The sequence below is a fragment of the bacterium genome (genome assembly GCA_036504735.1).
Taxonomy (GTDB): Bacteria; Electryoneota; RPQS01; order RPQS01; family RPQS01; genus DASXUQ01.
In genome coordinates, this window is record DASXUQ010000005.1 from 344,980 (window position 1) to 368,684 (window position 23,705).

Consider the following 23,705-nt stretch of genomic DNA (forward strand, 5'->3'; position numbering starts at 1 on the left):
CCTTATGCTGAGGTTGGTGACGCGCCGTCGCCGCGCTGCTCGCGGGCCATCGTAACATCCGCCGAGGACGGAATCCCCAGCGTCGCTTCGATTTCCGCCGCGTCCAAAGATTCATTCTCAACCAGCGTCGTTGCCAGTTTATGCAAACGGTCGGATTCGCGGGAGAGAATCTCCGCCGCCCGGCGTTCCGCCGTCTCCACGATAGTTCGCACGGCTTCGTCAATCGCCGTGGCCGTCTGGTCGCTGTAATCCTGCACGTGATTGTAGTCGCGTCCAAGGAACACTTCTTCCTCTTTGCGGCCATACGTCAAAGGCCCGAGGGCATCCGACATGCCCCACTGCGTGACCATCGTCTTGGCAATATCCGTGGCGCGTTTCAGGTCGTCGGAAGCCCCGCTGGTGAACTCGTCGAACACGAGTTTCTCCGCCACGCGTCCGCCCATCAGAATCGCCAACCGGCCTTCCAGATAGGTTCGCGAGTAGCTGTGCTTGTCGTCCAGCGGCACAAAATGCGTCACGCCCATGGCTCGCCCGCGCGGAATGATAGTCACCTTATGCACCGGATCCTGACCCGGCACAAATTTGGCCACCAGCACGTGTCCCGCCTCGTGATACGCCGTCGTCTTTTTCTCGTAATCGGAAATGACAGCCGACTTCCGCTCCACGCCCATCAGGACCTTGTCCTTTGCGGATTCGAGGTCTTCCATCGTGATCGATTCCGCGTCGTGCCGTGCGGCCAGAAGCGCCGCCTCGTTCATCAAATTCGACAACTCCGCACCCGCCATGCCGGGAGTGCTCTTGGCAATGGTCTCCAAATCGACGTCATCGGCCAGTGGCTTGTTCTTGGCGTGAACCTTCAGAATACCCAACCGGCCTCGCACGTCGGGACGGTCCACCACGATCTGGCGGTCAAAACGCCCCGGCCTGAGCAGCGCCGGATCCAGAATATCAGGGCGGTTCGTGGCGGCAATCAAAATGACGCCGTCGTTGTCTTCGAAGCCGTCCATCTCAATCAGAAGCTGATTCAGCGTCTGCTCGCGTTCGTCATGCCCGCCGCCAAGGCCCGCTCCACGGTGCCGTCCCACGGCGTCGATTTCGTCGACGAAGATAATACAGGGCGCGTTCTTCTTGCCGGTCTCGAACAGGTCGCGGACACGGCTGGCGCCTACGCCGACGAACATCTCCACAAACTCCGCGCCGCTGATCGAGTAAAACGGCACGCCCGCCTCACCCGCGACCGCCTTGGCCAGCAGCGTTTTGCCCGTTCCCGGAGGCCCCAGCAGCAGGCAACCGCGCGGTATGCGTCCGCCCAGTTTGACAAACTTGCGCGGGTTCTTGAGGAAACTGATAATCTCGCCCAGTTCTTCTTTGGCCTCTTCCGCTCCCGCCACGTTGGCAAAGGTCGTTTTCGACTTGGAGTCGGTCATCAGCTTCGCCTTACTCTTGCCGAAGCTGAACAGGCCTTTGGGCCCCATCCCGCCCTGCATCCGCCCGAGCATGAAGACAAAGAAGGCAATCATCACCAGCCACGGCAGAGCCCCGATCAGATAGGTCCCGAGATCGGGCCGCTTGATTTTCGAATCCAGCGCCACGCCGCTTTTCAGCAAACGCTGCACCATCAGGTCGTCTACGTCCTGCGGCAGCGTCGTGTGAAACTGCTTGCCGTTCTTGTAGAAGCCGTGCAATACCTGGCCGACAATCGTGCCTTCCCGAACCTCCCCGGCGGCAACCTGCTGCTCAAAACGGTAGTAGGGAATCTCCACGTCCGCGGCGCGGTGCTGGAAGAGTTGCGATACCACAATCAAAGCAAGCACAACCAGCAGCAGAATGTAGAGTGTGTGCGTAGCACGACGCCATTCGATTCGGTCTTCAGGTGGTTTCTTGCGCTTTGGATCGCGCTTGCCGTCCGGGTTCTGTTCTGAAGAACTCATTTATCCTCGACTAATGCATAGAGATCGGGCAATTGCCGCCATTGCTGCGCGTAGTCCAGCCCGTATCCGATCACGAACTCGTCGGGAATTTCCATCCCTACGTATTCGACGGGCGAGCCCACTGCCGTAAAGCAGTGTTTCATGAACATGGCCGTCATGACGACGCTGGCAGGATTCTTATCCTGCATATGCTGCCGTAGAAACCCCAGCGACTTGCCGGTGTCTACAATATCCTCCACCAGTATCACGTGCCGGCCCGTCAGATCCATGTCCACATCCTTGGTCAGGGACAGATCTCCGGAACTCATGCCGTCACGGTAACTGGACAATTTGATAAAATCCACTTCGCACGGGATGTTCAATGCGCGGATCAGATCCGCCATGTAGATGAAGCAGCCGTTGAGCACGCCCACCAGCACAGGCCGTTTGTCCCGGTAGTCTTCACGAAGACGGTCGGCAACCTGTAACAGATGCTCCTGAATGGTTTCGCGACTGATCAACATTTTGAAACGGTGCGGCCCTATGCCAATGATCTCAGACGACATTACCTGCGCCAATTTATTCGCCCTCGCTCCAAGTAACCCAGACAATCTCACCCTGCGTTCCATCCGCCGCAATCCGCTCATCCACAATCGTGCCACTCAGCATCATCAGTGGCCCAGCCTCATCTGCCAGTACCAGCACGCGCGACCGTTCGAATGGATCCATTTTCTTTTCAGCCAGCAGATCCGCAATCTTCTTCTCCGGCCTTCGCCGGGGAGTAATCCGGTCTCCCGGCTGCCAGTTCCGTACCACCAAATTGCGTCCCAAAACATCAGAACGCAGACCAATTGCAGCTCCGTTGGGGGGCGTGCTGCCGATTTCAAGTGTTGCCTTGCGGCCGGGGATCTGCCATAGTCCGACAGACACAGGCATTCGAACCTGATCAGCCGGCAAATCCTTCACCAGCCATGCGGTCCGTCCCCTCCGCACCAGTTGAATTCCAAAGGGAAGCGGCAGGGCGGCCTCGGGACCCCGGCCACACAAGAAAGATGTGATCTGCCGTCTCAATTTGGACGGCAACCGTGCGTCCTGTTGACCCGTCAGATGGCCCCACATGACTTCCGCAGGCAAAAAAGTCAAGTTATTAAAATAACGGAAAATCTCGTCAATTGCAAGGCCAACGGCACCTGCCTTCAAGCCCGGCTTATGCACTATGGGAAGCTCATAAACTAATCTTCGCCATACGTTTAGCACACGTTCCAGATCTCGTCCAGCCATCGAAAATCGTTCGATTTGGTGACGATTCCAATACTCCGGGTGCTCCCTAAGTTCAGAGCGTAAACGGTTTCTCTGAAAGCGGAGATCCAGATTGGTAGAGTCTTCGTGAAACGGCAGCCCTGCCCCCGCAACCCAGGCGCGAACCTCACGTCGGAGCACGGTCAGCAATGGTCGCAAAATGTTGCCCCGCCGTGCCGGAATTCCGGTCCATTCATACCAAGGTGCACCGCTGCGCATCCTCATCAGCACCGTCTCTGCCGAATCATCCATCGTGTGCGCCGTCAGAATCCAGCGGCAGTGCATCTCGCTTGCCATCTCCTGCAGCGTCGCATAGCGCAAGCGGCGCGCGGCCGCTTCCAGGGACAGATGCTGATTCTTTGCCTCCAGCGGCACATCCACAGACTTTGCTATGACAGGAATCCGCCGCGGCTCCGTGATCTGAGCAATAGCCAACAGGTCTTTGTCCGCGTCTGTCCGAATGCCGTGATTCACATGCCCGGCCACCAGCCTCGCCGCAGGAATCCGCGCCCCATCCGCAAGCAACGCGAGCAAGCCCTGTGAGTCCGCTCCGCCTGACACGGCCACGAGGAAGCGGTCATCAGGCAAAGTACGCGCATTCAGAAAGCTCGAGATGTGAGACAAGCCATCGAACATGAGACGTTCAACCTGTGCAAAAAGAAAAAGCCTTGCCAGATCTGCAAGGCATGACCACTATGTCTTGAAAGCTGACATGCTGTGCCTCAAGCCATCTTCTTAACGGCCTTGAACTGCAGCGAGCCTGCAAACCGCATCTCCAGATCCTCGGGCGCTGATTTTCCTTTCATCCGGTACCCCGCCCGCCACAAAGCCAAACCAAGACGAAAACTGAGACGTCCCCACGCGCGATGGATTGCGCTCAACGCGGAGATCTGGTTCCACACCCAAAAGGACTCATTCAGCGATTCGCGGAAGGACCAGCCGGGATAAACCTCAATAGCCTCAAAACCCGCTCTGCTGAGCAGTTCACGAACTCCGAGGTGCGTCATGTGGAAGTACGTCTGCTTATCCTGAGCTTCGAGAAAGGCAACCGTTCCCACCAGCGCGCCTCCCGGACGCAGTACCCGGGCAATCTCCGAAATTCCCTTCAGAGGATCGGCCAGATACTGGAAGACCGAGATCGCCGTGACGATATCGAACTGGCTATCGGCGAAGGGCAGTTCGTGACCGTCACAAACATAATCCGAATGGTCTGAGGGGTAGACATCGAAGGCGGTCACCTCCAGCCCGCGGCCTTCCATCCATGCACGGTCGCCGCCCTCTCCGCAACCGTAATTCAGCACGGTCTTGCCGGGCGTCGACACCAGAAGTTCGGCCAAGACTCCGGTTCGCCAGTGATTTCTCAGTCTGCGATGCCGTCGCTCCAGTGTGCGTCCCTTCGGAGCGCTCATGGTCTCCGCCGCCAGTCTACTGCGGCTGGAGATCAGAATAGGAATAGACCGGTATGAATGCCTCGCAAAGCTATGATTGCAGACCTTGCAGCGATACGTGCCATCCGGGGCAGGCAGGAGCGAATTCGCGCCACATTCCACACAGCGTAACGCCACAGCAGTCATGAGGTGTCCACATAACTAAATTCCCACTGCCGAAATTCCGCCAGTGGGCACATTAGAAGACAAGATTGTAGCGGAGGAGGGATTTGAACCCCCGACACCAGGATTATGATTCCCGTGCTCTGACCAACTGAGCTACTCCGCCAAATGCTGACCCGTGCCTCCGCGGCCATCCAGATAAGCCGCCTAATATACGACAAAACCGATCTTCTGTCAAGAGCATTTCGCACGGCCTAGCCTCCCTCCCGTCACAAATCCCCCGGATCCTCCGCACCGTGCATATCTCCTCTTGACTCTTCGCCGAAGCGGCGCTACATTTGCATGGGTGAGTAATGCTCGACAGAGCCTCTCATCTCCGTCGCTCATCGAAAAACTTACACTATATGAACGATTTCAATACTTTACGCGTACTCGTCACTGGCGGCGCGGGGTTCATTGGCTCGCACCTTTGTGAGGCACTCCTGACCCAGGGGGCCAAGGTTGCCGTCTTGGACAACTTTGACCCCTTTTATCCCCGTGCGTCTAAGGAGCAGAACCTCGCGTTCTGCCGCAGTCTCCCCGGTTTTTCGCTGGTGGAGGGCGATCTGCGCGATGCCGACCTTGTCGGACGGCTCTTCGGAGAATTCCGTCCGCAGGCGGTGGTTCACCTCGCTGCCCGGGCTGGTGTGCGGCCTTCCTTGGATGATCCGGCCCTCTACGCCGATGTCAATGTGCGCGGTACTACGGTACTACTCGAGGCGGCGCACCTCACTGGTGTGAAAAACTTCGTCTTCGCCTCGTCCTCTTCGGTGTATGGCAACCGCAACACCGTGCCCTTCCGCGAGAGCGATAACACCGACTTTGCGGTCTCTCCCTACGGTGCCACCAAGAAGGCCGGCGAGGTGCTCTGCCATTCCTATCATCAGGTCTATGGCATAAGCACGGCCTGCCTGCGCTTCTTCACCGTGTACGGCCCGCGCCAGCGTCCCGACCTGGCCATTCGCAAGTTCGTAAGGCTCGCCCTTGCCGGTGAGTCCATTCCGGTTTTCGGCGATGGCACCACTCGCCGCGACTACACGCATGTCCGCGACATCCTCACAGGCATTCTGGGTGCGATCCGCTGGGGACAATCCCCCGAGCCCCGCTACGGCATCTTCAATCTTGGCTCGTCGCACCCCATCGAGCTGCGCGAACTCATATCACTGATCGGCGACTGCATCGGCCATCCCGTCGAGACAAAATCTTTGCCCTTCCAACCGGGTGACGTCGTCCAAACCTTCGCCGATTCAAGTCTGGCTGAACAGGAACTCGGCTTCAAACACGATGTGAATTTCCGCGACGGCCTCAAAGATTTCGTCGCATGGATGAAGCAGCAAACCGAAGGCTGATGGCAATATCGCGGTGTAGGGGCGGGTCTAAGACCCGCCCGCTCTGTTTGAATTACCCCGTCGCGACATCAAAGCGCCCGCATTCCTGCGGGCGTTTTCTATCGGACCTTCCCACTTTGAAAAAAGGGGAACAAGAAGTGGGTTCCGTTCACTTCACAGCGAGCGATTCGTAAACTACCTCTCCCCCCACCACTGTCATCAGTACTCTGGCATCTTTGATCTCGCGCGGCTCGCAGTCGAAGATGTTCTTCGAGAGCACCGTAAAATCCGCCAACTTTCCTGTGCTGATACTGCCCAGATCCTTCTCCCAAAATGCCGCATACGCGCCGCCCGCCGTGTAGGCATGGAGCGCTTCCGCCACGGATAGTCTCTCCTGCGCCAACCAGCCACCCGGCGGCTCATCGTTCTCATTCTGCCGTGTCACCGCCGCATGAAGCCCCGCCACCGCATTCAAATCTTCCACCGGCCAATCCGTGCCAAACGCCAACCGTGCGCCGTGCTTCAGAAGGCTCTTCCAAACATAGGATCGAGCTGTGCGTTCGGCTCCCAATCGCGGTTCGACAAACCGCATATCCGCCGTGCAGTGAATCGGCTGCATCGAAGCAATCACTCCCAATTCCGCAAAGCGCGGAATGTCCCGTTCCCGTAGGTGCTGGCAGTGTTCGATACGTGGCCTGTATTCCGGCCCGCGACCGCTGGCCGTTGCCATCTCAATCGCGTCGAGACAGATGCTGTTGGCCCGGTCTCCAATCGCGTGAATCGCAATCTGATACCCTTCGCGGTGCGCCGCCTTAATCCATCTCCCCAGCGGCCCTTCCCGCACTAACGCTACACCCGTCCCCCCCGTATCGCTGTAGGGCTCCCAGAACGCCGCCGAACGCGACCCCAGCGCGCCGTCGGCAAAACCCTTCAGCGTCCCGTAGCGGAATCCCGTGCGTGACTGCCGCTCAAAGCGGTCTTCCTCGAAATTGAAATGCTCGCTCACACGCCAAAGATTGATCCGGATCCGGCAATCGGCGCTGTCAGCAAAACTTAAGTAGTGGGGAATATCCTCTACCCGCGCACTGGAACTGATCGCCGTCACCCCCAAAGAAAATGCGTACTTTTGAGCACGCAGCAGCGCCTGTCTTGCTTCACTGTTCGACACCGGTGGAATCATCCTCTCCACCACGTGCGCCGCGCTTTCCCGCAGCACGCCGTTCAGTTTTCCCTGTGCGTCCCGCTCGAAGTGTCCACCTGCGGGGTCTTTCACGCTGCCGTCAATCCGCGCGTGAATTAGCGCCGCCGAGTTGACAAACGCGCTGTGCAGATCATGGCTCCAGATAAACACCGGCACATCACTGCAAATGCGGTCGATTTCCAGCCGCGTGATTCTGACCCGCGTCTCATCCAGACTCACGCCACGAATCCAATCCGTGCCGTTCTGCTGCCGTACATAGTGTGCGAACACATCGGAAAACTGCTCGAGCGTCTTCACCTCTTGAAACCTGCACCACCCAAGTTGTAAACCACCGATCACCAAATGTGCATGGGCATCATGCAGACCGGGAATCAGCAACGCTTCATCGGGCAGCGTAATCGCGCCTGCCAATACGGGCCGCGTTCCTTCGGGCACAACCGTCGTAATGCGATCTCCTTCCGTCTCGATCAGCACACGCCGTGGCGCGCCTTCGCCCGTCCACGCATTTGCGATGAACTGCCGCCCGCTCACAAGGTCACCTTTCGCTGAAACCGCTGAATAGCCAGCGCCTTTCCCGTCTGCGGATCCGCATCGACGATGACTCCATTCACCCGCAAGTCCCCTTCCGCCACACCTGCCCGCTGCGCACTCATCGGATAGAGAAACCGGTTCAAAGCATGTTCGGTTTTCATGCCGATCACGCCCGAATGCGGCCCGGTCAGTCCCACGTCCGTAATAAAAGCCGTGCCGCCTTCGAGGATCTGTTCGTCGGCTGTCTGCACATGCGTATGTGTGCCGAGCACCGCCGTCGCCAGTCCATCCACGTAGCGCGCAAAGGCCAGCTTTTCCGCCGAGGCCTCCGCGTGGAAATCGACAATCACCAGCGGCGTTTCCGCCCGCAGTTCTTCAATAATCGCCTTGCCCAGCCGGAAAGGATCATCACTTGGCGGCAGCATCGCCCGCCCATGCAGATTCACCACCGCAATCCGTTTGCCGCCCGACGCGTCGAAAATTCCCGCGCCGCGCCCCGGGCTACCCTGCGGAAAATTGTATGGCCGCAAGAGTCGCGGTTCGCGGTCGAAGGCCTCGTGAGCCTTTTCCCTGTACAGGCTGTGATTGCCGCCGGTGATCACATCGGCTCCGGCATCGAAGATTTCGCGGATCTGCTGCGGCACAATGCCCTTCCCCTGCTCCGCATTCTCCCCGTTCACCAGGCAGAAGTCCACCTCTTCGGAACGCAAAAACCCGGGCAGTAGACGCCGTAACGCGTCCACTCCGGGCTTGCCAAATACATCTCCCGCAAACAGGATGCGCAACGCACCCCGCGGTTTACTTTGCGACACCGGTCGCTCTGAATTCACGCAGAACCGTTACCTTAATCTGTCCGGGATATTCCAGTTCCGTCTCGATCTTCTTCGCGATCTCCATCGCCATAACTTCCGCCATAGCGTCGGTAATTTTCTCCGGTTCCACCAGCACGCGAACTTCACGTCCCGCCTGAATGGCGAAGGAACGCTGCACGCCCCGGAAGCCGCTGGTGATTTCTTCGAGCTTGTGCAGCCGCTGGATGTAAATTTCCAGTGTCTCGCGCCGCGCACCGGGACGCGCTCCGGAGATGGCATCCGCCGCCTGCGCGAGGACCGCGATGGGCGACGTAAACTCTTCGTCTCCGTGGTGCGCCGCAATGGTGTTGATCACCACCTTGGGTTCGCGGTACTTCTTGGCCAACTCCACACCGATTTGCACATGTGTACCCTCGGTGAAGCGGTCAATGGATTTGCCCAAGTCATGCAGCAGGCCTGCCCGGCGGCCTAACTTAGCATCGAGACCCAACTGTGCGCACATCAAACCGGTCAAGTGCGCCACTTCAATCGAATGCTGCAAAATGTTCTGACCGTAGCTGGTGCGGTACTTGAGCCGTCCGAGCAGTTTGATGATTTCGGGATGCAGTCCGGCCACTCCGGCTTCGTGGGACGCGCTTTCGCCGATCACCACGAGCTGCTCCATCATCTCCTTCTCGCACTTCTTCACCAACTCTTCGATGCGGCCCGGATGGATCCGGCCATCGGACATCAACCGTTCGAGCGCCAAACGCGCGATCTCCCGGCGCAGCGGGTCGAAGGCCGAGATGATCACGGCTTCGGGGGTGTCGTCCACAATGATGTCCACGCCGGTCGCCTGTTCAAAGGCTCGGATGTTCCGGCCTTCCCGGCCGATGATCCGCCCCTTGATTTCGTCGTTGGGAATCGGCACGACAGAAACCGTGCTCTCCACGGCATGGTCGGCGGCGCTCCGCTGAATCGCGGAAATCACCACCTCTTTAGCTTCCTTATTGGCCGTCAGGCGCGCCCGGTCGCGGAGTTCCTTGATCATATCCGCCGTGACTTCACGGGCCTTCTCGACCAGGGATTCCTTGAGTTCCTCGAGCGCCTGCTCCTTGGTCAGACCGGCGACGCGCTCCAGCGCGTTCTGCGCTTCGGATTCGAGCGAGTCAATCCGCGACTGTTTGGTCTGCAGGGCCTTTTCCTTGGCCACATTCGACTGCAGCAGCCGGTCGGCTTCCTTGGTCTTCTTGTCCAACTCTTCGGCGCGAACCTTGACGTGCTGTTCGCGGTCACGCAGCGAGCGTTCCGTGCGGACCAGATCGTCCTGTTTCTGCCGGACATCATTCTCGAGGGTGCTGCGCAGCTTGAGTTGCTCGTCCTTCAGCTCCAGCATCTTCTCTTTATAGAGAGTCTCAGCTTCCTTCTGCGCATCAGCAATGATGCGATCCGCTTCCTGACGCGACGCGGATAACTTGGCCTTGATCAGTCGCCGGCCGACGATCCAACCAATGGCAAAGAAGGCCAGCGCGGTGCCGAGTTCTATGGCCAGGTAGAGTATTAAATGCTTATCCATGTGCTTCCCCTTGCGGCCTATAAAAAAAACAATCCCTGCAAGGCGCGGCGATGTACCAAGAACCTGGTACATACATGATGGGAACCCTCCTGGTTCGGTTCTCGCTTCCACTATCCGTGGGTCGGCGCCCCGAAGGACACCGCGGAATCCACCCCGTGAAGGATGGACTTAGGCTTGCGATAGACGCCAGAGTAGAACTCCCTTAGCTTTTTCCTGTTGGTTCTTGAAAAAGCCTGGCTCAAGCAGGGACAGTTTTTAGATCACTATGTTAGAAAGAACGTGTACTCGATAGCGTTTGACCTCGTGGGTAAACGGGCAAGTGATTACATCCGCAAAAGTCACTCCAGAAGCCCTCGATTCAGGTGTTCCGTGAACTCTTTGACTTTACGCTCAAAACGGTCCGTAAGTTCCTGTTTCTCCTTCTTGAGCGCAAACAGTTCGTCAATCAAATTCAGTGCCGTCAGAATCGCGATTTTCAACGCAGGCCGATTCGGGTCTGTCTGTTGCAGATTCCGCATCCGGGCATCCAGATGAGCGGCAATCTCACGAACGTAGACAGCGTCGGCCTCGGCCCGTACAGGATATTCCTGCCCAAGGATGGTCACTTTTACGATGTTCGCCCGGTCCCCAGTGGGTCGCAGGTCCTTGTCGTCGGCGGTCATCTCTTGACCTTCCGATACTGAGGTTAAGCAGTTTCTAATTTCGTCAACAACGCCGAGATCTTTGTGCGGATCAGCTCTTCCTGCTCGAAGTTTCGCTGATTACGCGCCAAAGCATCGCGTTCACGAGTCAACTCTTCAACGTGACGCGCCGCGTCTTCGTATTGCGACTGCACAGCGTCAAGCTGCTTTTGAAGCTCAAGCTTTTCCGCTTGAACGGTTTGCAGGCGATCCACGATCTGGCTAATCTTGTTTTCTAAGGCTTCAAACGTTTGGGAGTCCACCAGCCCCGTATCCTCAATTAAGTCGAATAAACCGTTTTCCATACCCTATCGAAGGTTCGCGCCGTGCGCGGCCTTCAGGCCCTCCACAATGTTGCTCATCCATTCATCCACTTCCGGCGACTCGAGGCTTCGTTCAGGATTCGAAAACTCCAGGCGGAAGGCGATAGATTTCTTGCCCAGTCCCAGTTTCTCCCCGCGGAAAATATCGAAAGGCAGCGCTTTGTCCAGGAATTCGCCGCCACGTTCGCGGATGGTCTTCACCAGTTCTGCCGCCGTCACCGTTTCATCCACCACCACGGCCAGATCACGCCAGGAAGTAGGAAACTTGGGCAGCGCCGCGTAGCTGATGCCGCGCCGCCGGTGCGCCTCAACCGCACCAAGGTCGAGTTCGAACCAGCCCACGTCCGCATCAATGTCCCGTTTGGTCATCAAGGTCGCCGGCCACAGGCCCCACTTGCCGACCCGATCCCCGTCAGAACGCAGTTCTCCGCTCAGAACTTCACCGCTTTCAACATCATAGCAAATAATCTCGACATTGTCAAGCGAAATCTTGGCACAAAGAACTTCGAAAACACCTTTCAAGTCATAGAAATCAAATGGTTTGACCGCATGTGCCCAGCTTTGTGGATAGCTTTGTCCGGTCATGACAGCACATAGCGTTTGACGCTCCCAAGTCCGTGGATCTTCTCGAGATCCCTCTTCAAAAACCCGTCCCACTTCAAACAACCGCAAGGTGCGGTCACCACGCTGCCAGTTTGCTGCCGCTGACCGCAGAAGCTGCGGCAGCAAAGACCCTTGCAGCAGAAGCATATCGTCGGTTACTGGGTTCTTTAGTTCAACACCCCGCGGCATATCCGGTGGATCCCGGCGCTCGTCTGGGGTGTACATCGAAAGCGAAAGTGTCTCCTGAAATCCGAGCGAAACCATTACATCTACCGTCTTGGCGCGGAGCTTGAACAGCGGATTGTCGCTCCCTCCAAGCACCACGCGGCTGGTGATCGCCGACGGAATATCATCGTATCCGTGGACACGGATCACCTCCTCGATCAGATCCACCTCGCGCTCCAAATCCGGGCGGTAGGTCGGGGCCTCCACCTGCCAGATTCCGTCGCTCGAGCGCACGTTGCAGCCCAAACGCCGAAGAGTATCCTCCATCTCCGGAGAGGCGAGGTCGAGGCCAACCAGCGCCACGGCGCGCGTCGGACGGAACGGGATCTGCTTGGGCTGGACCTTCGCCGAATAGTTGTCTACACGGCCCCTGAGGACCTTTCCTTCACCAAGCTTCTGCATCACAGATGCCGCCGCATCAATCACCCGCGGCACACCGTTGGGATCCGTGCCTCTCTCGAAGCGGCGGGAGGATTCGGTACTCATGCCGTTCGCATGAGCGGTGCGTCGCACGTGAACCGGATCGAAATATGCGCATTCAATCAGCACATCCTGCGTATCGTCGCGGATCTCACTGTTGAGTCCGCCCATGATCCCCGCCAAAGCAATTCCCTTCTTCGCATCCGCAATCAGCAGATCGCGTGAGTCCAGTGCGTACTCTTTGCCGTCGAGGGTGGTAAACTTCTCCCCCGCTCCCGCATACCGCACCACGATCTTCTTGCCGTCCACAAATCGAAGATCAAAAGCATGCAGCGGATGTCCGAACTCCAGCATCAGCAAATTGGTCGCGTCCACGATGTTCGAGATGGGCCGCGTTCCGCAGCGGATCAGCCTCAGCCGCGTGGCAAACGGGGACGGCGCAATCTTTACGCCCTTCACCAGCCGCGCTGCATAACGCGGGCAAGCCTCCGGCGCGTGAATCTCCACCGATACCTCCGCCGCCTCATCCGCTGCTTCGGTCAGAGAATACTCCGGCCAGCGCCACGGAATACGGAACTTCGCTCCCAGATCCCGCGCCACACCCACATGGGAGAGGAAATCCGGACGGTTCGGCGTGACTTCCACATCATAGGTTGTATCGCTGAGGTCAAGGTACTGCGCCGCCGGGTTTCCCACCACCCAGTCGCCGTCGCCCTCGATAATTCCTGCATGCTCGTCGGCCAGTCCCAGTTCCCGCTCCGAGGCCAGCATCCCGTGGGATTCCACGCCGCGCAGCTTGGCCTTCTTGATGGTCATGCCTTCAGCGGTCACCGACCCCGCCAGCATTACCGGCACCTTCAGTCCCACGCGCACATTCGGCGCGCCGCAGACAATCGACAACACCTCGCCGCCCACGTTGGTCCGTGTGGCCGTCAAATGCTCCGTGCCTTCGATGTGCGCACATTCCACCACCTCGCCGATCACCACCTTGTCCAGCGAGGCCCTGTAGTGCGTCACCTTCTCGACTTCCAGTCCCAAAAACGTCAAGACCTCCACCAGTTCCTCAGAAGAAACCGGCAGGTCAATCATTTCTTTCAGCCAGCGATAGGAGATTATCATGAACTTGCCAAGTACTTGCTTTGATTCTGTTGAGAGTTGCAGAAACTATTTTGAGATCGAATCACCGAAGTGTTTGCGGACTAGATCTTCCACATCATCGAGAGAAGGGCCACTCAATGTGTATGCAAAGAACAAGGAAAGGGCTCGCACCTCAGCTTTGATAGCCATCCAGCGCAATGACACTTGCTCTTCAAAAGATCTACCTGCGTCGTCAAACTTTCCATTGCCTGAGTACGACTCGAGAATCTCGTTATCACTTAAGTCAGGCAATCCGTGATACCATTCTAACACGCTTACGGTGTCGTCGTCTCGATATATCTCCCTGTACAAGGAGAGAACGTCCTCGCCAACGGCGTCAGAGAGGAAAGAGTAACCGGAGTCGTCAAAGAAGAGATTAAGCGGCGCGTTAAAACCGAACTTCTGAATGGTGTTAACTGGAAACAAGCATATTGGCCGCTTGACGACGGAAAGATGCACAAGGCACGCCACGGCCCGCCCAACCAATGCACTCCAGTAATCCAAAGCCTCATAGCCATATACCGGAGAATTCGTCCTTCTCACGGATGTGATTGACTCATCCAATGTGGGGCGATGCGCATACGCATTTACCGCCTTGTAGACTTTCTCGAATTCGCCACGGTCCGACCCCCCGTCTGGAAACGCCACTCCAGTGTAGATATCTCTCCGAATATCTGTAAAGGGCACAATACCGGAATCGCCTTGTAACCAGCGGTAAAACGTGTGAAATTCTCGATCCAACAGTCCGCGAGATTTCCACCAGTAGTGCGCTGCCATAAGTTCCATGCTCGAGCGCATTCCAGCGAAGGAGCAATGGAACGCTCCATTTAATCCACTGATAATCACCTCGCGCAAGACACTAATCGACTCGTAAAAGCAGTAGTTCTGACTTGTGAAATAGCCACCGCGCGGCGGGAAGTTCAGATCTTGAAGATCCTCGAATGCTTGAAGCGCTTGACAATTTGCAGCTAGTTTCTTAAGCCCGACAGCCGAATCACCGTGCTCATCCAAAATTCGATCCAACGAAAATCGGCCCATGTCTGAGATCTCCGAATCCGGGATCAGCCAAGCATCAAGGATAACTTGTCTCGCGTTTTCGGATGGCTCCACGCTCATTCTCCATTGTCCCACGAACGAGTTCGCAATGAACAGGCGTGGCCGTGCTGATGTTACACCATTCCCACAAACTGCCGCAGGAACCGCACGTCGTTGTCGAACAGCAAGCGGATATTGTCGATGCCGAAGCGCAGCATGGCGATGCGGTCGATGCCCAGGCCGAAGGCATAGCCGGTGTATTTTTCGGTGTCATAGCCTACGCCCGCCAGTACGTTCGGGTCCACCATACCGCTGCCACCCATTTCCAGCCAGCCGGTCTGCTTGCACACACGGCAGCCATTGCCCTTGCAGAAGAAGCAACTGACGTCCACCTCCGCCGACGGCTCCGTAAACGGAAAGAAATGCGGCCGCAGCCGGATCTTCGTCGTCTCGCCGAACAGCTTGCGGTAGAACTCCAGCAGTGTTCCTTTCAGGTCCGCCATCGTCACACCTTCATCCACATACAGTCCCTCGCACTGATGGAACATCGGCGAATGCGTGGCGTCGGGTCTGTCGCGGCGATAGACTCTGCCCGGCGAAATAATCCGGATCGGCGGCTGCTGCGACTCCATGGTGCGCACCTGCACCGGCGACGTTTCAGTCCGCACCACAAAGCCATTGGCCAGATAAATCGTATCGGTCTCGTCGCGCGACGGATGCCATTGCGGAGTATTCAGCATGTCGAAATTGTATTTCGTCAGTTCGATCTCCGGGCCATCCGCCACCTTGAAGCCCATGCCGCGGAAAATATCCGTGATCTCCCGCATGACGATGGTCAGCGGATGATATGTCCCTACAAACGGCTTGCGCCCGGGCATGGTGATGTCCACCACGGGGCCGCGCTTCTTGGGCGTGAATCCTGCGACCAGCGCCTCGATCTTCGCTTCAAGGTCCGCGCGCAGTTCATTCAGCGCCTGCCCCATCCGTGGACGTTCCGCCGGCTCCACCGTGGGGACCAGCTTGAACAGATCCGCCACCTTGCCCTTGCGGCCCAGATATTTGATCTTGAGGGATTCGGCATCGGCCAGCGTGCTCGCGGAGGAAATCTCCGCCTGGGCCGAATTACGAACCGTTTCAATGTGCTCGTGCATGCTTTATGACTTTCTCACAGTAGAAACAGCTTAGCGGAAAAGCAGACTGGACATGTCAGTTTCGCGGCTTCTCCGGCGCAGCATCGCTCTGGGATTCTTCTTCATTTCCGGCGTTTCGTTCGACAATGACTTCCACAGCTCTGGACTGGTCGCGCGACAAGAACTCATCCGTCGCGCCCATTGCCACCGTCGTCATACTCCCGCCGCCCTTACGGACCCGTATCCCGATCCATGCCAGCAAAGCCAGTATGCCCACGACAACGATCAAGGGAATCAAAATTGAAGACCATTCGTTCGACATGCCAGCCTCCTGCCTATGATTCGGATAGGGCGTGTCTAAAAAAACAAGCGATCCCCAGAAACTGTGGAATCGCTTGACATCGGTCTCATTCTCACTCTGTCTTCACCCGCTTTGAGTCGTTCGCGGGATCGGAATCAAGCGGCGATCTTGCGGGCCAACGTTTCAAATCCCGCCGGGTCGTTCACCGCCAGTTCGGCCAACTGCTTCCGGTCAAGTTCGATCCCCTGCGCCTTCAAGCCCGCCATAAATCGGGAGTAGCTGAGGCCACACAGCCGCGCCGCCGCGTTGATACGGACGATCCACAGGCTGCGGTAGTCCCGCTTCTTGCGATGGCGATCCTTAAAGGCGCGGGCAAGACCCTTTTCCACCGTCTCCGTGGCCGCCTTGATCAGCGTACGGCGACGACCCCGGTATCCCTTGGCCGCTTTGAAAACTTTGTTCCGGCGCGCCCTGTCCGCCGGGCCGTTTGTTGCGCGTGGCATGGTATATGTTCCTCTCTAAAACGCGATGGATAACCGGGTCACTTGCCCGGCGACTTTGCCCCTGTCGCCAGCATCCGCGCGACCTGCTTCACGTTGGCGGACTCGACGATATTATTGCCCATCAACTGACGCTTGCGGTTGCGGCTCTTGCATTCCAGCATGTGACGGCGGAAGGCGCTGTGGCTGACCAGCAGGCCCGTGCCCGTCTTGCGGAATCTTTTGGCGGCCGAACGCCGGGTCTTCATCTTCGGCATGTGGTGCCTCGTGTATGGTAAAAACCTTCTTACTTCTTAATCAAGATCATCGTCATCATCCGCGGGCCTTCCATCTTCGGCGGCATCTCCAGCTTGGCGATGTCCGACAGCTCACTGGCCATCTTATCCAGCATCCGGGTCCCAAACTCCTGATGAGTAATCATGCGGCCGCGGAACACAATCGAGGCTTTCACCTTCGCTCCCTCCTCGATGAACTTCCGGGCCATCTTGACCTTCGTCGCCAAGTCGTGTTCATCGGTGGCGGGCGATAACCGAATGCCCTTCAAGACCGTCGCCTGCTGTTTCTTGCGTGCGACGCGTTCCTTCTTCGCCAGTTCGTACTTGTATTTGCCGTAGTCCATGATCTTGACTACCGGCGGTGTCGCCGTCGGGGCGATTTCCACCAGGTCAAGAGTTTCCTGCCTTGCCAGGCTCAGAGCCTGGTCGGACGGCATGATACCTAACTGCGATCCGTCACTTCCGATTACACGAACTTGCGCCTCGCGAATTCGCTCATTCAGGCGCACTTTTTCAGTCTTGGGATCAGATCTGATGGCGTGACCTCCGAAAAAACCTTTGGATTAATGCGAAACTTTGTCGTGAACTTCCTGCTGCAGCCGGGCGGCGATATCCGCTACGGACATCGCTCCAAGGTCGCCTTCCTTGCGGCGGCGCAGCGACAGCGTGGCGGTCTCCGCCTCACGCTTGCCTACCACGGCCATGTAAGGAACCTTGTGCACTTCGGCGTCGCGGATCTTGAAGCCCAGCTTCTCATTGCGCGGATCCAGCGACGCGCGCAGCCCCTGCGCGGTCAATTCAGCAACGGCTTGGCGCGCGAACTCCATCTGGTCTTCCGTAATCGGCAGCACACGAATGTGCTCGGGAGACAGCCAAAGCGGCAGGTCGCCTGCATAGTGTTCAATAAGGATGCCGATGAATCGTTCCATCGAGCCCAGCAGTGCGCGGTGAATCATCACCGGATTGTGCTTGCCCCCATCGGCTCCGATATACTCCAGACCAAAGAGCCGCGGCATGGAGAAGTCGCACTGCACCGTGCCGCACTGCCATGTCCGCCCGATGGCGTCCTTGATGTGAAAATCGATTTTCGGCCCGTAAAACGCGCCGTCGCCCGGATTCAGCTTGTAAGAGACTCCGAGACGCTTCAACGCCTTGTCCAAAGCGTCTTCCGCCAGATCCCACACCTCGTCCGATCCCACGCGTGACGCGGGACGGGTGGACAGTTCGATATGGAAATCCTTGAAGCCGAAGTCGCGGTACATCTCGAAGATCAGTTCCACAACCTTGGCCGCTTCCACCTCGATCTGCTCGGGAGTCACATAGATGTGAGCATCGTCCTGGGTGAACACGCGCACGCGGAACAGTCCGTGCAGCACGCCGCTCTTTTCATAGCGGTGTACCATGCCCATCTCGCACAGTTTCCACGGCAGGTCGCGATACGAGACCTGATGGCTGGCGAACACGAGGCAATGGCCGGGGCAGTTCATCGGCTTCAGCGCGAACATCTGCTCTTCCACTTCCGTGAAGTACATGTTCTCACGGTAATGGTCGTAGTGTCCGGACTTACGCCACAGCTCTTCGTTCAGGACCAGCGGAGTCCGCAGTTCCTCATAGCCGTGTTCGCGATGCTTCTGCTTCCAGTACTTGGAAACTTCATCCCATATGACCATGCCGCGCGGGTGCCAGAACACCGACCCCGGAGCTTCATTGTGGAAGCTGAACAGATCGAGTTCCTTGCCCAGCTTGCGATGATCGCGGCGCTTGGCCTCTTCTATGCGCAGCAAATGCTCGGCGAGCTGTTCTTTGGTGGGATAGGCCACCGCATACAGCCGCTGCAGCATCTTGTTGTGCTCGTCGCCGCGCCAGTAGGCGCCGGCCACGGAGAGAATTTTGAAAAACTTGAGACGACCGGTGGTGTCGACGTGCGGTCCGCGGCAAAGGTCGGCCCAGTTGCCCTGCTCGTAGATGGTGAGTTCCGGATCGTGATCGCCCCCGGCGGCCTCCACGTCCCCTTCCATCGGCAGGCCTTCGGTCTTGCCCGACGTCAGATCGCGGATCAACTCAACCTTGTAAAGCTCTCCCTGACTTTCGAAGAACTTGATCGCCTCGTCCTTGTCCATCGTCTTGCGCTTAAGCGGGAGATTCCGCTTGGAAATCTCCGCCATCTTCGCTTCGATAACCGGAAAGTCTTCCTGGGTGAAGACGTGGGGCGAATCGATGTCGTAGTAGAAGCCTTCGGCGATGGGCGGACCGATGGTGAGTTGCGATTCCGGCCACAGTTCCTTCACGGCATGAGCCATGAGATGCGCGGCCGAGTGCCAATAGACGAACTTCCCTTCGGGGTCGCTAAAGGTCACAAAACGCAAATCGCCGCCGTGCTCGAGCGGGCGGTGCAAATCCCAGATCTGGCCATCCAGCACGGCGGCGAGCACACCGGTCGCTCCCACCTGCTGGCCTTCTGGTAATAGATCTTTTGGTTTGGTACCTGCCGGAGCCTGGACGACTCTTCCGTCGGAGAATTTGACTTCCACGTCACTCATAGTGTGGGCGTTAGAAGAGTTGAACTTCTGACCTCTTGCATGTCACGCAAGCGCTCTAACCAACTGAGCTAAACGCCCGGTATCCGAAAAACAAAAAAGCGAAAAAACGGAAATCGAAAATCAGGAAGACTCGGCTTTCAAATTTCCCGTTCCCAATTCCATCTGATACGAAAAAAACCACAACCCGTGGCCGTGGTCATGCTGTACAGCGTGTCCTTCGAGACCTCGCTCCGCGGACGCGCGAACAGTGGAACGGGACCAAGAGGGGTGCCGGGAGCCGGACTCGAACCGGCACGGGGTTTTTGGCCCCTGAGGATTTTAAGTCCTCTGTGTCTACCATTTCACCACCCCGGCGCAAGCACGGGATCGGTCTGCCTCCGGGCGTGATCGCGGCTGCGACGGACTGGAGGCGCCGAGCGGATTCGAACCGCTGAATAGAGGTTTTGCAGACCTCCGCCTTAACCACTTGGCTACGGCGCCAAAAAAAGGATGAAGGATGAGGATTGAAGAATGAACGAAGACTCACCGGGCGCCACGGCTTCATCGTTCATCATTCATACTTGCGTTGAGCGGGAGACGGGACTCGAACCCGCGACAGCCACGTTGGCAACGTGGAACTCTACCACTGAGTTACTCCCGCAAAGAACAGACTAAGACTCGAGACCAGAGACTTGAAAATGCCTTGACACCCCTACTCAGGTCTCAAGTCTTGAGTCTCCGGCTTTTGTCTTGTGGACCTGAGGGGGATCGAACCCCTGACCTCTTGAATGCCATTCAAGCGCGCTCCCAACTGCGCTACAGGCCCATGGGACTTCTGAAACGAAACCGAAAGATAAGGATTTCTTTCAATGATGTCAAGCCACCCTTGCCGACCTGCCTCAGGACTCACAATTAAGATAAGTCCAATTTTGACAAAGACCAAGCAAGCACGTATTGCACTTCAGCTTAGGAATCTTATATTGCGACGCACGAGGTTTTTCGAAGTGATCCCTCATGCCCGGCACATCACCGAAACTGTCCCGAAGTTAAGCATTAATAGAATGAATCGCAAGTGCTTTTTCGGGCAGTGAGGCGCCGGATACAAATAAAACGCCGCGAGGCTTGCACCCCGCGGCTAAAAGGCAAAAGTCAGTCTTGAATACCTATCGTGGTGAGGTCACCCCGCTTACCGGGGAGATCCCGAAAGAACACAGGTCAATAAGATTCTGATTTAGTTATGGATACCGGACTCTACCGCCGACAGATTCACGGTATCACTTAGGTAATACCGCTTTCCATCCCGGACTTTCACCGGCGAATCTGCCGTCACGATAAACACCTGCCCCGTTACCGGGCACTTGGCAAGGATCTGCCCATCCCGATTCCCGATGACGTTTCCATCCACAGTAGCCAAGGCCACTGCCTCTCGGTCCAGTTCGGAGGCCACTGCCTCCGGATCAGCCTGAAACGCCGGCTTCATGCACTCATCCGCGACATAGTAGCGGGCATCCCCCATGTCTACAAAGGGCGTGTCATTGTGGACTTCAAACACCTTGCCCTCGCACACGGCATACTGACGGCCGTCGCACACGTCAAATACATTCGCACCATAATAAACAATCGAAGAAGAGTGATTGCATGTCATTTGATTCGAACTTTTTTGAGCATCCTGCATCTGTTTCATGTACGGGCAGTTCGCCGCACTTCCGCAACCACTATACGGGCAAGCCGCTCCACTCTTCTCAAAGCTATTCATAACCTGGTTAGAAGAGGCCCCGTGGCCCCCACAAGCGAAACTGGCAACACCGATGGAAACCACCGCCACTGCGACCAGAACCGCCATCGAAATACCAAGTTTTTTGTTCATGATTACCTCGCACTCATCCATTAAGTCGGTCTCGTTTCCGCAAGACAATATACGAAAATATTAGCCAATTTATCTAATTAAAATGCCGCCTTGTCACAGCGACTGAAACTGTATCCAGATAGATAGTTGGCACAATTAAAAGACTATTTTAATCCTATTTAAAATTCTACCCAGCGGCCGCATCTGCCCCGCGACACGTACATGTTGACCAAGTAAATGAAAATCGAGAGGCATACCTCCGAGGAGTGGACCCGTGCTTCCCCCGATCCGTGAATTCTCTATCAGCAGTGTCCCCATGCGGGATTTCGCAGGCCTTCCCGGCTTTACCCTCCGGGAGCTGGCTCCGGCCGACATCACCAACTTCATAGAATTGGGCCTCCCCACTTGCGCCTTTATGCACGGCAGGCCAGATACGCCGCCCGACAAGATGAAGCGCGATTTTGCCGGCTTCGTTCGCGACTATGCTTTTGACGGCGAAAGCGAAGTCTACATCGTCGAAGCTCCCGACCGCACACTCGCCGCTCAGTTGTGGCTGCACACCACCCGCAACCGCTTCAATCGGCTTGATGAACTCTGGATATGGGATATTACGGTGCGCGAGGACCAGCAGCGAAAGGGAATTGGTCGAAAACTGATGGAATTTGCGCGATTCCGGGCAGAAACTAAAAGCTGCGCGGAACTATGGCTTTTGGTATCCAGTAAAAACAATAGAGCGATTGGGCTGTATGAGTCCGCAGGCTTGAGTGTGGCTGGCCTGTTGATGTCGGCTGGCATGAACCGTGACCATGCATCTAACCGCTCGCCTGTGGCACTCAGTAGCGCAATCCTGCAACCGCTGAAACCAGAGAACGTTCAAGATCTTTATGATCTCTGGACCGCCGCCGGTTTGCCTTTCCGTCCCGAGGGCCGTGACCGCACCGACCGCCTCACTCTGCATCTTAGTCAACCGATGCTCGGTGGCTGGGGCATATTCGACGGCAAGACCCTGATCGCAGCGGCGCTCGTGAGCTTTGACCGTCGCAAAGGTTATATCGAACGCATGGCGACTCGTCCAGAACACCGCCGGGCCGGCATGGCCAAAGCCTTGGTCATGGCCTGCCGCCAGACATTGCAGGAGGCGGGCGCACTCGTCATATCGGCCTTGATTGAATCGGAAAATTCGGCCAGCAGGCAACTCTTCGAGTCCTGCGGCTTCGTCAATGAGCCGACGTTGTGCTATTATTCGTATCGTGAAAACAAGAACTGTTAGGAAGTTTACATATTGGGTTTTTGTAATTAAACGGAGGTCGTATGTTGCATCGTTTACGATGGGTTTTTGCGTGCCTGGCTGCGGTACTGATTGCGATGCCTGCGTTGGCTGCGATTGACTCGGTCGTCGTGCAAAATTTCAGCTTTACGCCGGCGAATCTCACGATCAACGAGGGGGATACCGTTGTCTGGCACAACATCAGCGGTTTTCATAATGTGCATCACCTCGGGGGACTTTTCGGAAACACAGCCGCTTCAGCGCCCTGGTTCTATCAATTCGTTTTCAGCGGTGTAGGCGACAGCACTTTCCATTATGAGTGCCAGATTCACCCGACGCTGATGCAGGGTACCATAACCGTACAGGGGACGTCGGATGCGCCGCCGCCAAGGCAAGCGGCGAACGCTTCCGAATTCAGGCTGGCGCAGAACTATCCGAATCCGTTTAACAGCCAGACCAATATTGAATTCACGGTACCGACAGATGCCAATATCCGGCTCACAGTGATGGATGTATTGGGGCAAACGGTTCGGCAGGTGTTCACAGGGCGGGTATCCGCGGGTCAGCATACCGTGCCCTTTAATGCAGACGGGTTGACGTCAGGGATTTACTTCTATCGGCTGGAAGCGCCGGGAGCCATGATCGTGCGCACGATGCATTTCATCAAATAGAGCTTTGGGATTCGGACAATGACTTAGGCGTGGGCGACATAGATTCGCCCGCGCCTTTTGTTTGTCAAGACTTCTGGTACTGATTTTGCAGAAACCTGTTCGGGCAGGTAGACATTCTGCGACGATAAACCAGGTAAGTAAGTATGGCACGCAAGCGTGAACGCGGCTTCATGATTCTGGAACTCCTGATTGTAATCGTTATCATCGCCATTCTGGCCTCGCTGACGGTGGTACGGTATCTCAATGTGCGGGACAAAAGCCGGATTGCAGCCGCGACATACGACTTGGACTGCGTACGCAAATTCCTCGCGTACTATTCCACCGACTACGACGGTTTCCCCCCTGCCGCTGCCACCTATGACGATCTCAAAAATCAGATGGTGGATCCCCGTGGAAATCCTTATGGCCGGTTGCCGCTTAGCAACACCTACACCTGGATTTCCTACGCCTTGAACCCCGACGGCACGTATCGCGTGCGCATTCAGGTGGTAGACAGAAACCATACCGTCCTTGTGGCCACTCCCGATGGAGTCCATCCGGAATAGCCG

General features: G+C 56.9%; 22 protein-coding genes and 6 tRNA genes. 4 read left to right on the forward strand and 24 right to left on the reverse strand.

What is annotated here, in order from left to right; translation table 11 throughout:
• Window positions 1–2: 2 nt before the first annotated feature.
• The 5 genes from ftsH to VGL38_03375 form a co-directional block, all read right to left on the reverse strand.
• Window positions 3–1,931 (reverse strand): ATP-dependent zinc metalloprotease FtsH, encoded by a 1,929-nt coding sequence (ftsH, locus tag VGL38_03355; protein ID HEY3294454.1) that lies wholly within the window; start codon window positions 1,929–1,931, stop codon window positions 3–5.
• Window positions 1,928–2,434 (reverse strand): hypoxanthine phosphoribosyltransferase, encoded by a 507-nt coding sequence (gene hpt, locus VGL38_03360; protein HEY3294455.1) that lies wholly within the window; start codon window positions 2,432–2,434, stop codon window positions 1,928–1,930. The genes ftsH and hpt overlap by 4 nt, the downstream gene beginning before the upstream one ends.
• Window positions 2,435–2,489: 55 nt before the next feature.
• Window positions 2,490–3,845, reverse strand: a complete 1,356-nt coding sequence (gene tilS / locus VGL38_03365) for a tRNA lysidine(34) synthetase TilS (protein ID HEY3294456.1) — start codon at window positions 3,843–3,845, stop codon at window positions 2,490–2,492.
• 86 nt (window positions 3,846–3,931) lie between these two features.
• Window positions 3,932–4,618 carry a class I SAM-dependent methyltransferase gene (locus VGL38_03370; protein HEY3294457.1) on the reverse strand — a complete coding sequence of 229 codons (687 nt, stop codon included), beginning with the start codon at window positions 4,616–4,618 and terminating at the stop codon, window positions 3,932–3,934.
• Window positions 4,619–4,851: 233 nt separating this feature from the next.
• A tRNA-Met gene (locus VGL38_03375) sits at window positions 4,852–4,925 on the reverse strand.
• Between the two features lie 238 nt (window positions 4,926–5,163).
• Here VGL38_03375 and VGL38_03380 point away from each other — a divergent pair.
• Window positions 5,164–6,147: an NAD-dependent epimerase/dehydratase family protein gene (locus VGL38_03380; protein ID HEY3294458.1), complete on the forward strand. Its 984-nt coding sequence runs from the start codon at window positions 5,164–5,166 to the stop codon at window positions 6,145–6,147.
• A 148-nt stretch (window positions 6,148–6,295) separates the two neighbouring features.
• On the opposite strand, the gene VGL38_03385 is transcribed toward VGL38_03380, so the two are convergent.
• The 19 genes from VGL38_03385 to VGL38_03475 all read right to left on the reverse strand — a co-directional run bounded on the left by VGL38_03385 (window position 6,296) and on the right by VGL38_03475 (window position 21,240).
• The gene (locus tag VGL38_03385) at window positions 6,296–7,858 is read right to left on the reverse strand and encodes an amidohydrolase family protein (GenBank protein ID HEY3294459.1); all 1,563 of its coding nucleotides are present in this window, start codon (window positions 7,856–7,858) and stop codon (window positions 6,296–6,298) included.
• On the reverse strand, window positions 7,855–8,670 hold the full coding sequence (locus VGL38_03390) for a TIGR00282 family metallophosphoesterase (protein HEY3294460.1): 816 nt from the start codon (window positions 8,668–8,670) through the stop codon (window positions 7,855–7,857). The genes VGL38_03385 and VGL38_03390 overlap by 4 nt, the downstream gene beginning before the upstream one ends.
• Window positions 8,657–10,225 carry a ribonuclease Y gene (rny, locus tag VGL38_03395; protein ID HEY3294461.1) on the reverse strand — a complete coding sequence of 523 codons (1,569 nt, stop codon included), beginning with the start codon at window positions 10,223–10,225 and terminating at the stop codon, window positions 8,657–8,659. The genes VGL38_03390 and rny overlap by 14 nt, the downstream gene beginning before the upstream one ends.
• A gap of 338 nt (window positions 10,226–10,563) precedes the next feature.
• Window positions 10,564–10,887, reverse strand: coding sequence for a cell division protein ZapA (locus VGL38_03400; GenBank protein ID HEY3294462.1), 324 nt, complete (start codon window positions 10,885–10,887; stop codon window positions 10,564–10,566).
• Between the two features lie 23 nt (window positions 10,888–10,910).
• A complete protein-coding gene (locus VGL38_03405; GenBank protein ID HEY3294463.1) occupies window positions 10,911–11,210 on the reverse strand; it encodes a hypothetical protein in 300 nt (99 codons plus the stop codon).
• 3 nt (window positions 11,211–11,213) lie between these two features.
• A complete protein-coding gene (gene pheT / locus VGL38_03410) occupies window positions 11,214–13,595 on the reverse strand; it encodes a phenylalanine--tRNA ligase subunit beta (GenBank protein HEY3294464.1) in 2,382 nt (793 codons plus the stop codon).
• A gap of 45 nt (window positions 13,596–13,640) precedes the next feature.
• Window positions 13,641–14,651 (reverse strand): hypothetical protein, encoded by a 1,011-nt coding sequence (locus tag VGL38_03415; protein HEY3294465.1) that lies wholly within the window; start codon window positions 14,649–14,651, stop codon window positions 13,641–13,643.
• A gap of 131 nt (window positions 14,652–14,782) precedes the next feature.
• Window positions 14,783–15,799 carry a phenylalanine--tRNA ligase subunit alpha gene (gene pheS / locus VGL38_03420; GenBank protein ID HEY3294466.1) on the reverse strand — a complete coding sequence of 339 codons (1,017 nt, stop codon included), beginning with the start codon at window positions 15,797–15,799 and terminating at the stop codon, window positions 14,783–14,785.
• 55 nt (window positions 15,800–15,854) lie between these two features.
• The gene (locus VGL38_03425) at window positions 15,855–16,100 is read right to left on the reverse strand and encodes a hypothetical protein (protein ID HEY3294467.1); all 246 of its coding nucleotides are present in this window, start codon (window positions 16,098–16,100) and stop codon (window positions 15,855–15,857) included.
• 134 nt (window positions 16,101–16,234) lie between these two features.
• Window positions 16,235–16,582: a 50S ribosomal protein L20 gene (gene rplT / locus VGL38_03430; GenBank protein HEY3294468.1), complete on the reverse strand. Its 348-nt coding sequence runs from the start codon at window positions 16,580–16,582 to the stop codon at window positions 16,235–16,237.
• A 38-nt stretch (window positions 16,583–16,620) separates the two neighbouring features.
• Window positions 16,621–16,836, reverse strand: coding sequence for a 50S ribosomal protein L35 (rpmI, locus tag VGL38_03435; protein HEY3294469.1), 216 nt, complete (start codon window positions 16,834–16,836; stop codon window positions 16,621–16,623).
• A 29-nt stretch (window positions 16,837–16,865) separates the two neighbouring features.
• The gene (infC, locus tag VGL38_03440; GenBank protein HEY3294470.1) at window positions 16,866–17,363 is read right to left on the reverse strand and encodes a translation initiation factor IF-3; all 498 of its coding nucleotides are present in this window, start codon (window positions 17,361–17,363) and stop codon (window positions 16,866–16,868) included.
• A 54-nt stretch (window positions 17,364–17,417) separates the two neighbouring features.
• Window positions 17,418–19,301 carry a threonine--tRNA ligase gene (gene thrS, locus VGL38_03445; protein HEY3294471.1) on the reverse strand — a complete coding sequence of 628 codons (1,884 nt, stop codon included), beginning with the start codon at window positions 19,299–19,301 and terminating at the stop codon, window positions 17,418–17,420.
• Between the two features lie 97 nt (window positions 19,302–19,398).
• A tRNA-Val gene (locus tag VGL38_03450) sits at window positions 19,399–19,472 on the reverse strand.
• 190 nt (window positions 19,473–19,662) lie between these two features.
• Window positions 19,663–19,748: transfer RNA gene (locus VGL38_03455), tRNA-Leu, on the reverse strand.
• Between the two features lie 50 nt (window positions 19,749–19,798).
• Window positions 19,799–19,874 (reverse strand) — tRNA-Cys (locus VGL38_03460).
• A gap of 88 nt (window positions 19,875–19,962) precedes the next feature.
• Window positions 19,963–20,034 (reverse strand) — tRNA-Gly (locus VGL38_03465).
• A gap of 92 nt (window positions 20,035–20,126) precedes the next feature.
• Window positions 20,127–20,199: transfer RNA gene (locus VGL38_03470), tRNA-Ala, on the reverse strand.
• Between the two features lie 405 nt (window positions 20,200–20,604).
• A complete protein-coding gene (locus tag VGL38_03475; protein HEY3294472.1) occupies window positions 20,605–21,240 on the reverse strand; it encodes a hypothetical protein in 636 nt (211 codons plus the stop codon).
• A 253-nt stretch (window positions 21,241–21,493) separates the two neighbouring features.
• Here VGL38_03475 and VGL38_03480 point away from each other — a divergent pair, with 253 nt between their 5' ends.
• The 3 genes from VGL38_03480 to VGL38_03490 all read left to right on the forward strand — a co-directional run bounded on the left by VGL38_03480 (window position 21,494) and on the right by VGL38_03490 (window position 23,702).
• A complete protein-coding gene (locus tag VGL38_03480; GenBank protein ID HEY3294473.1) occupies window positions 21,494–22,489 on the forward strand; it encodes a GNAT family N-acetyltransferase in 996 nt (331 codons plus the stop codon).
• Between the two features lie 41 nt (window positions 22,490–22,530).
• The gene (locus VGL38_03485) at window positions 22,531–23,157 is read left to right on the forward strand and encodes a T9SS type A sorting domain-containing protein (GenBank protein HEY3294474.1); all 627 of its coding nucleotides are present in this window, start codon (window positions 22,531–22,533) and stop codon (window positions 23,155–23,157) included.
• Between the two features lie 143 nt (window positions 23,158–23,300).
• Window positions 23,301–23,702: a prepilin-type N-terminal cleavage/methylation domain-containing protein gene (locus VGL38_03490; protein ID HEY3294475.1), complete on the forward strand. Its 402-nt coding sequence runs from the start codon at window positions 23,301–23,303 to the stop codon at window positions 23,700–23,702.
• Window positions 23,703–23,705 lie beyond the last annotated feature (3 nt).

Bases quoted from the DNA above. Each gene is read 5' to 3' on its own strand.
- ftsH (HEY3294454.1), bottom strand. From the start codon at position 1,931: ATGAGTTCTTCAGAACAGAACCCGGACGGCAAGCGCGATCCAAAGCGC.
- hpt (HEY3294455.1), bottom strand. From the start codon at position 2,434: ATGTTGATCAGTCGCGAAACCATTCAGGAGCATCTGTTACAGGTTGCC.
- tilS (HEY3294456.1), bottom strand. From the start codon at position 3,845: ATGTTCGATGGCTTGTCTCACATCTCGAGCTTTCTGAATGCGCGTACT.
- VGL38_03370 (HEY3294457.1), bottom strand. From the start codon at position 4,618: ATGAGCGCTCCGAAGGGACGCACACTGGAGCGACGGCATCGCAGACTG.
- VGL38_03380 (HEY3294458.1), top strand. From the start codon at position 5,164: ATGAACGATTTCAATACTTTACGCGTACTCGTCACTGGCGGCGCGGGG.
- rny (HEY3294461.1), bottom strand. From the start codon at position 10,225: ATGGATAAGCATTTAATACTCTACCTGGCCATAGAACTCGGCACCGCG.
- VGL38_03400 (HEY3294462.1), bottom strand. From the start codon at position 10,887: ATGACCGCCGACGACAAGGACCTGCGACCCACTGGGGACCGGGCGAAC.
- VGL38_03405 (HEY3294463.1), bottom strand. From the start codon at position 11,210: ATGGAAAACGGTTTATTCGACTTAATTGAGGATACGGGGCTGGTGGAC.
- pheT (HEY3294464.1), bottom strand. From the start codon at position 13,595: ATGATAATCTCCTATCGCTGGCTGAAAGAAATGATTGACCTGCCGGTT.
- VGL38_03415 (HEY3294465.1), bottom strand. From the start codon at position 14,651: ATGGGCCGATTTTCGTTGGATCGAATTTTGGATGAGCACGGTGATTCG.
- pheS (HEY3294466.1), bottom strand. From the start codon at position 15,799: ATGCACGAGCACATTGAAACGGTTCGTAATTCGGCCCAGGCGGAGATT.
- VGL38_03425 (HEY3294467.1), bottom strand. From the start codon at position 16,100: ATGTCGAACGAATGGTCTTCAATTTTGATTCCCTTGATCGTTGTCGTG.
- rplT (HEY3294468.1), bottom strand. From the start codon at position 16,582: ATGCCACGCGCAACAAACGGCCCGGCGGACAGGGCGCGCCGGAACAAA.
- rpmI (HEY3294469.1), bottom strand. From the start codon at position 16,836: ATGCCGAAGATGAAGACCCGGCGTTCGGCCGCCAAAAGATTCCGCAAG.
- VGL38_03475 (HEY3294472.1), bottom strand. From the start codon at position 21,240: ATGAACAAAAAACTTGGTATTTCGATGGCGGTTCTGGTCGCAGTGGCG.
- VGL38_03485 (HEY3294474.1), top strand. From the start codon at position 22,531: ATGTTGCATCGTTTACGATGGGTTTTTGCGTGCCTGGCTGCGGTACTG.
- VGL38_03490 (HEY3294475.1), top strand. From the start codon at position 23,301: ATGGCACGCAAGCGTGAACGCGGCTTCATGATTCTGGAACTCCTGATT.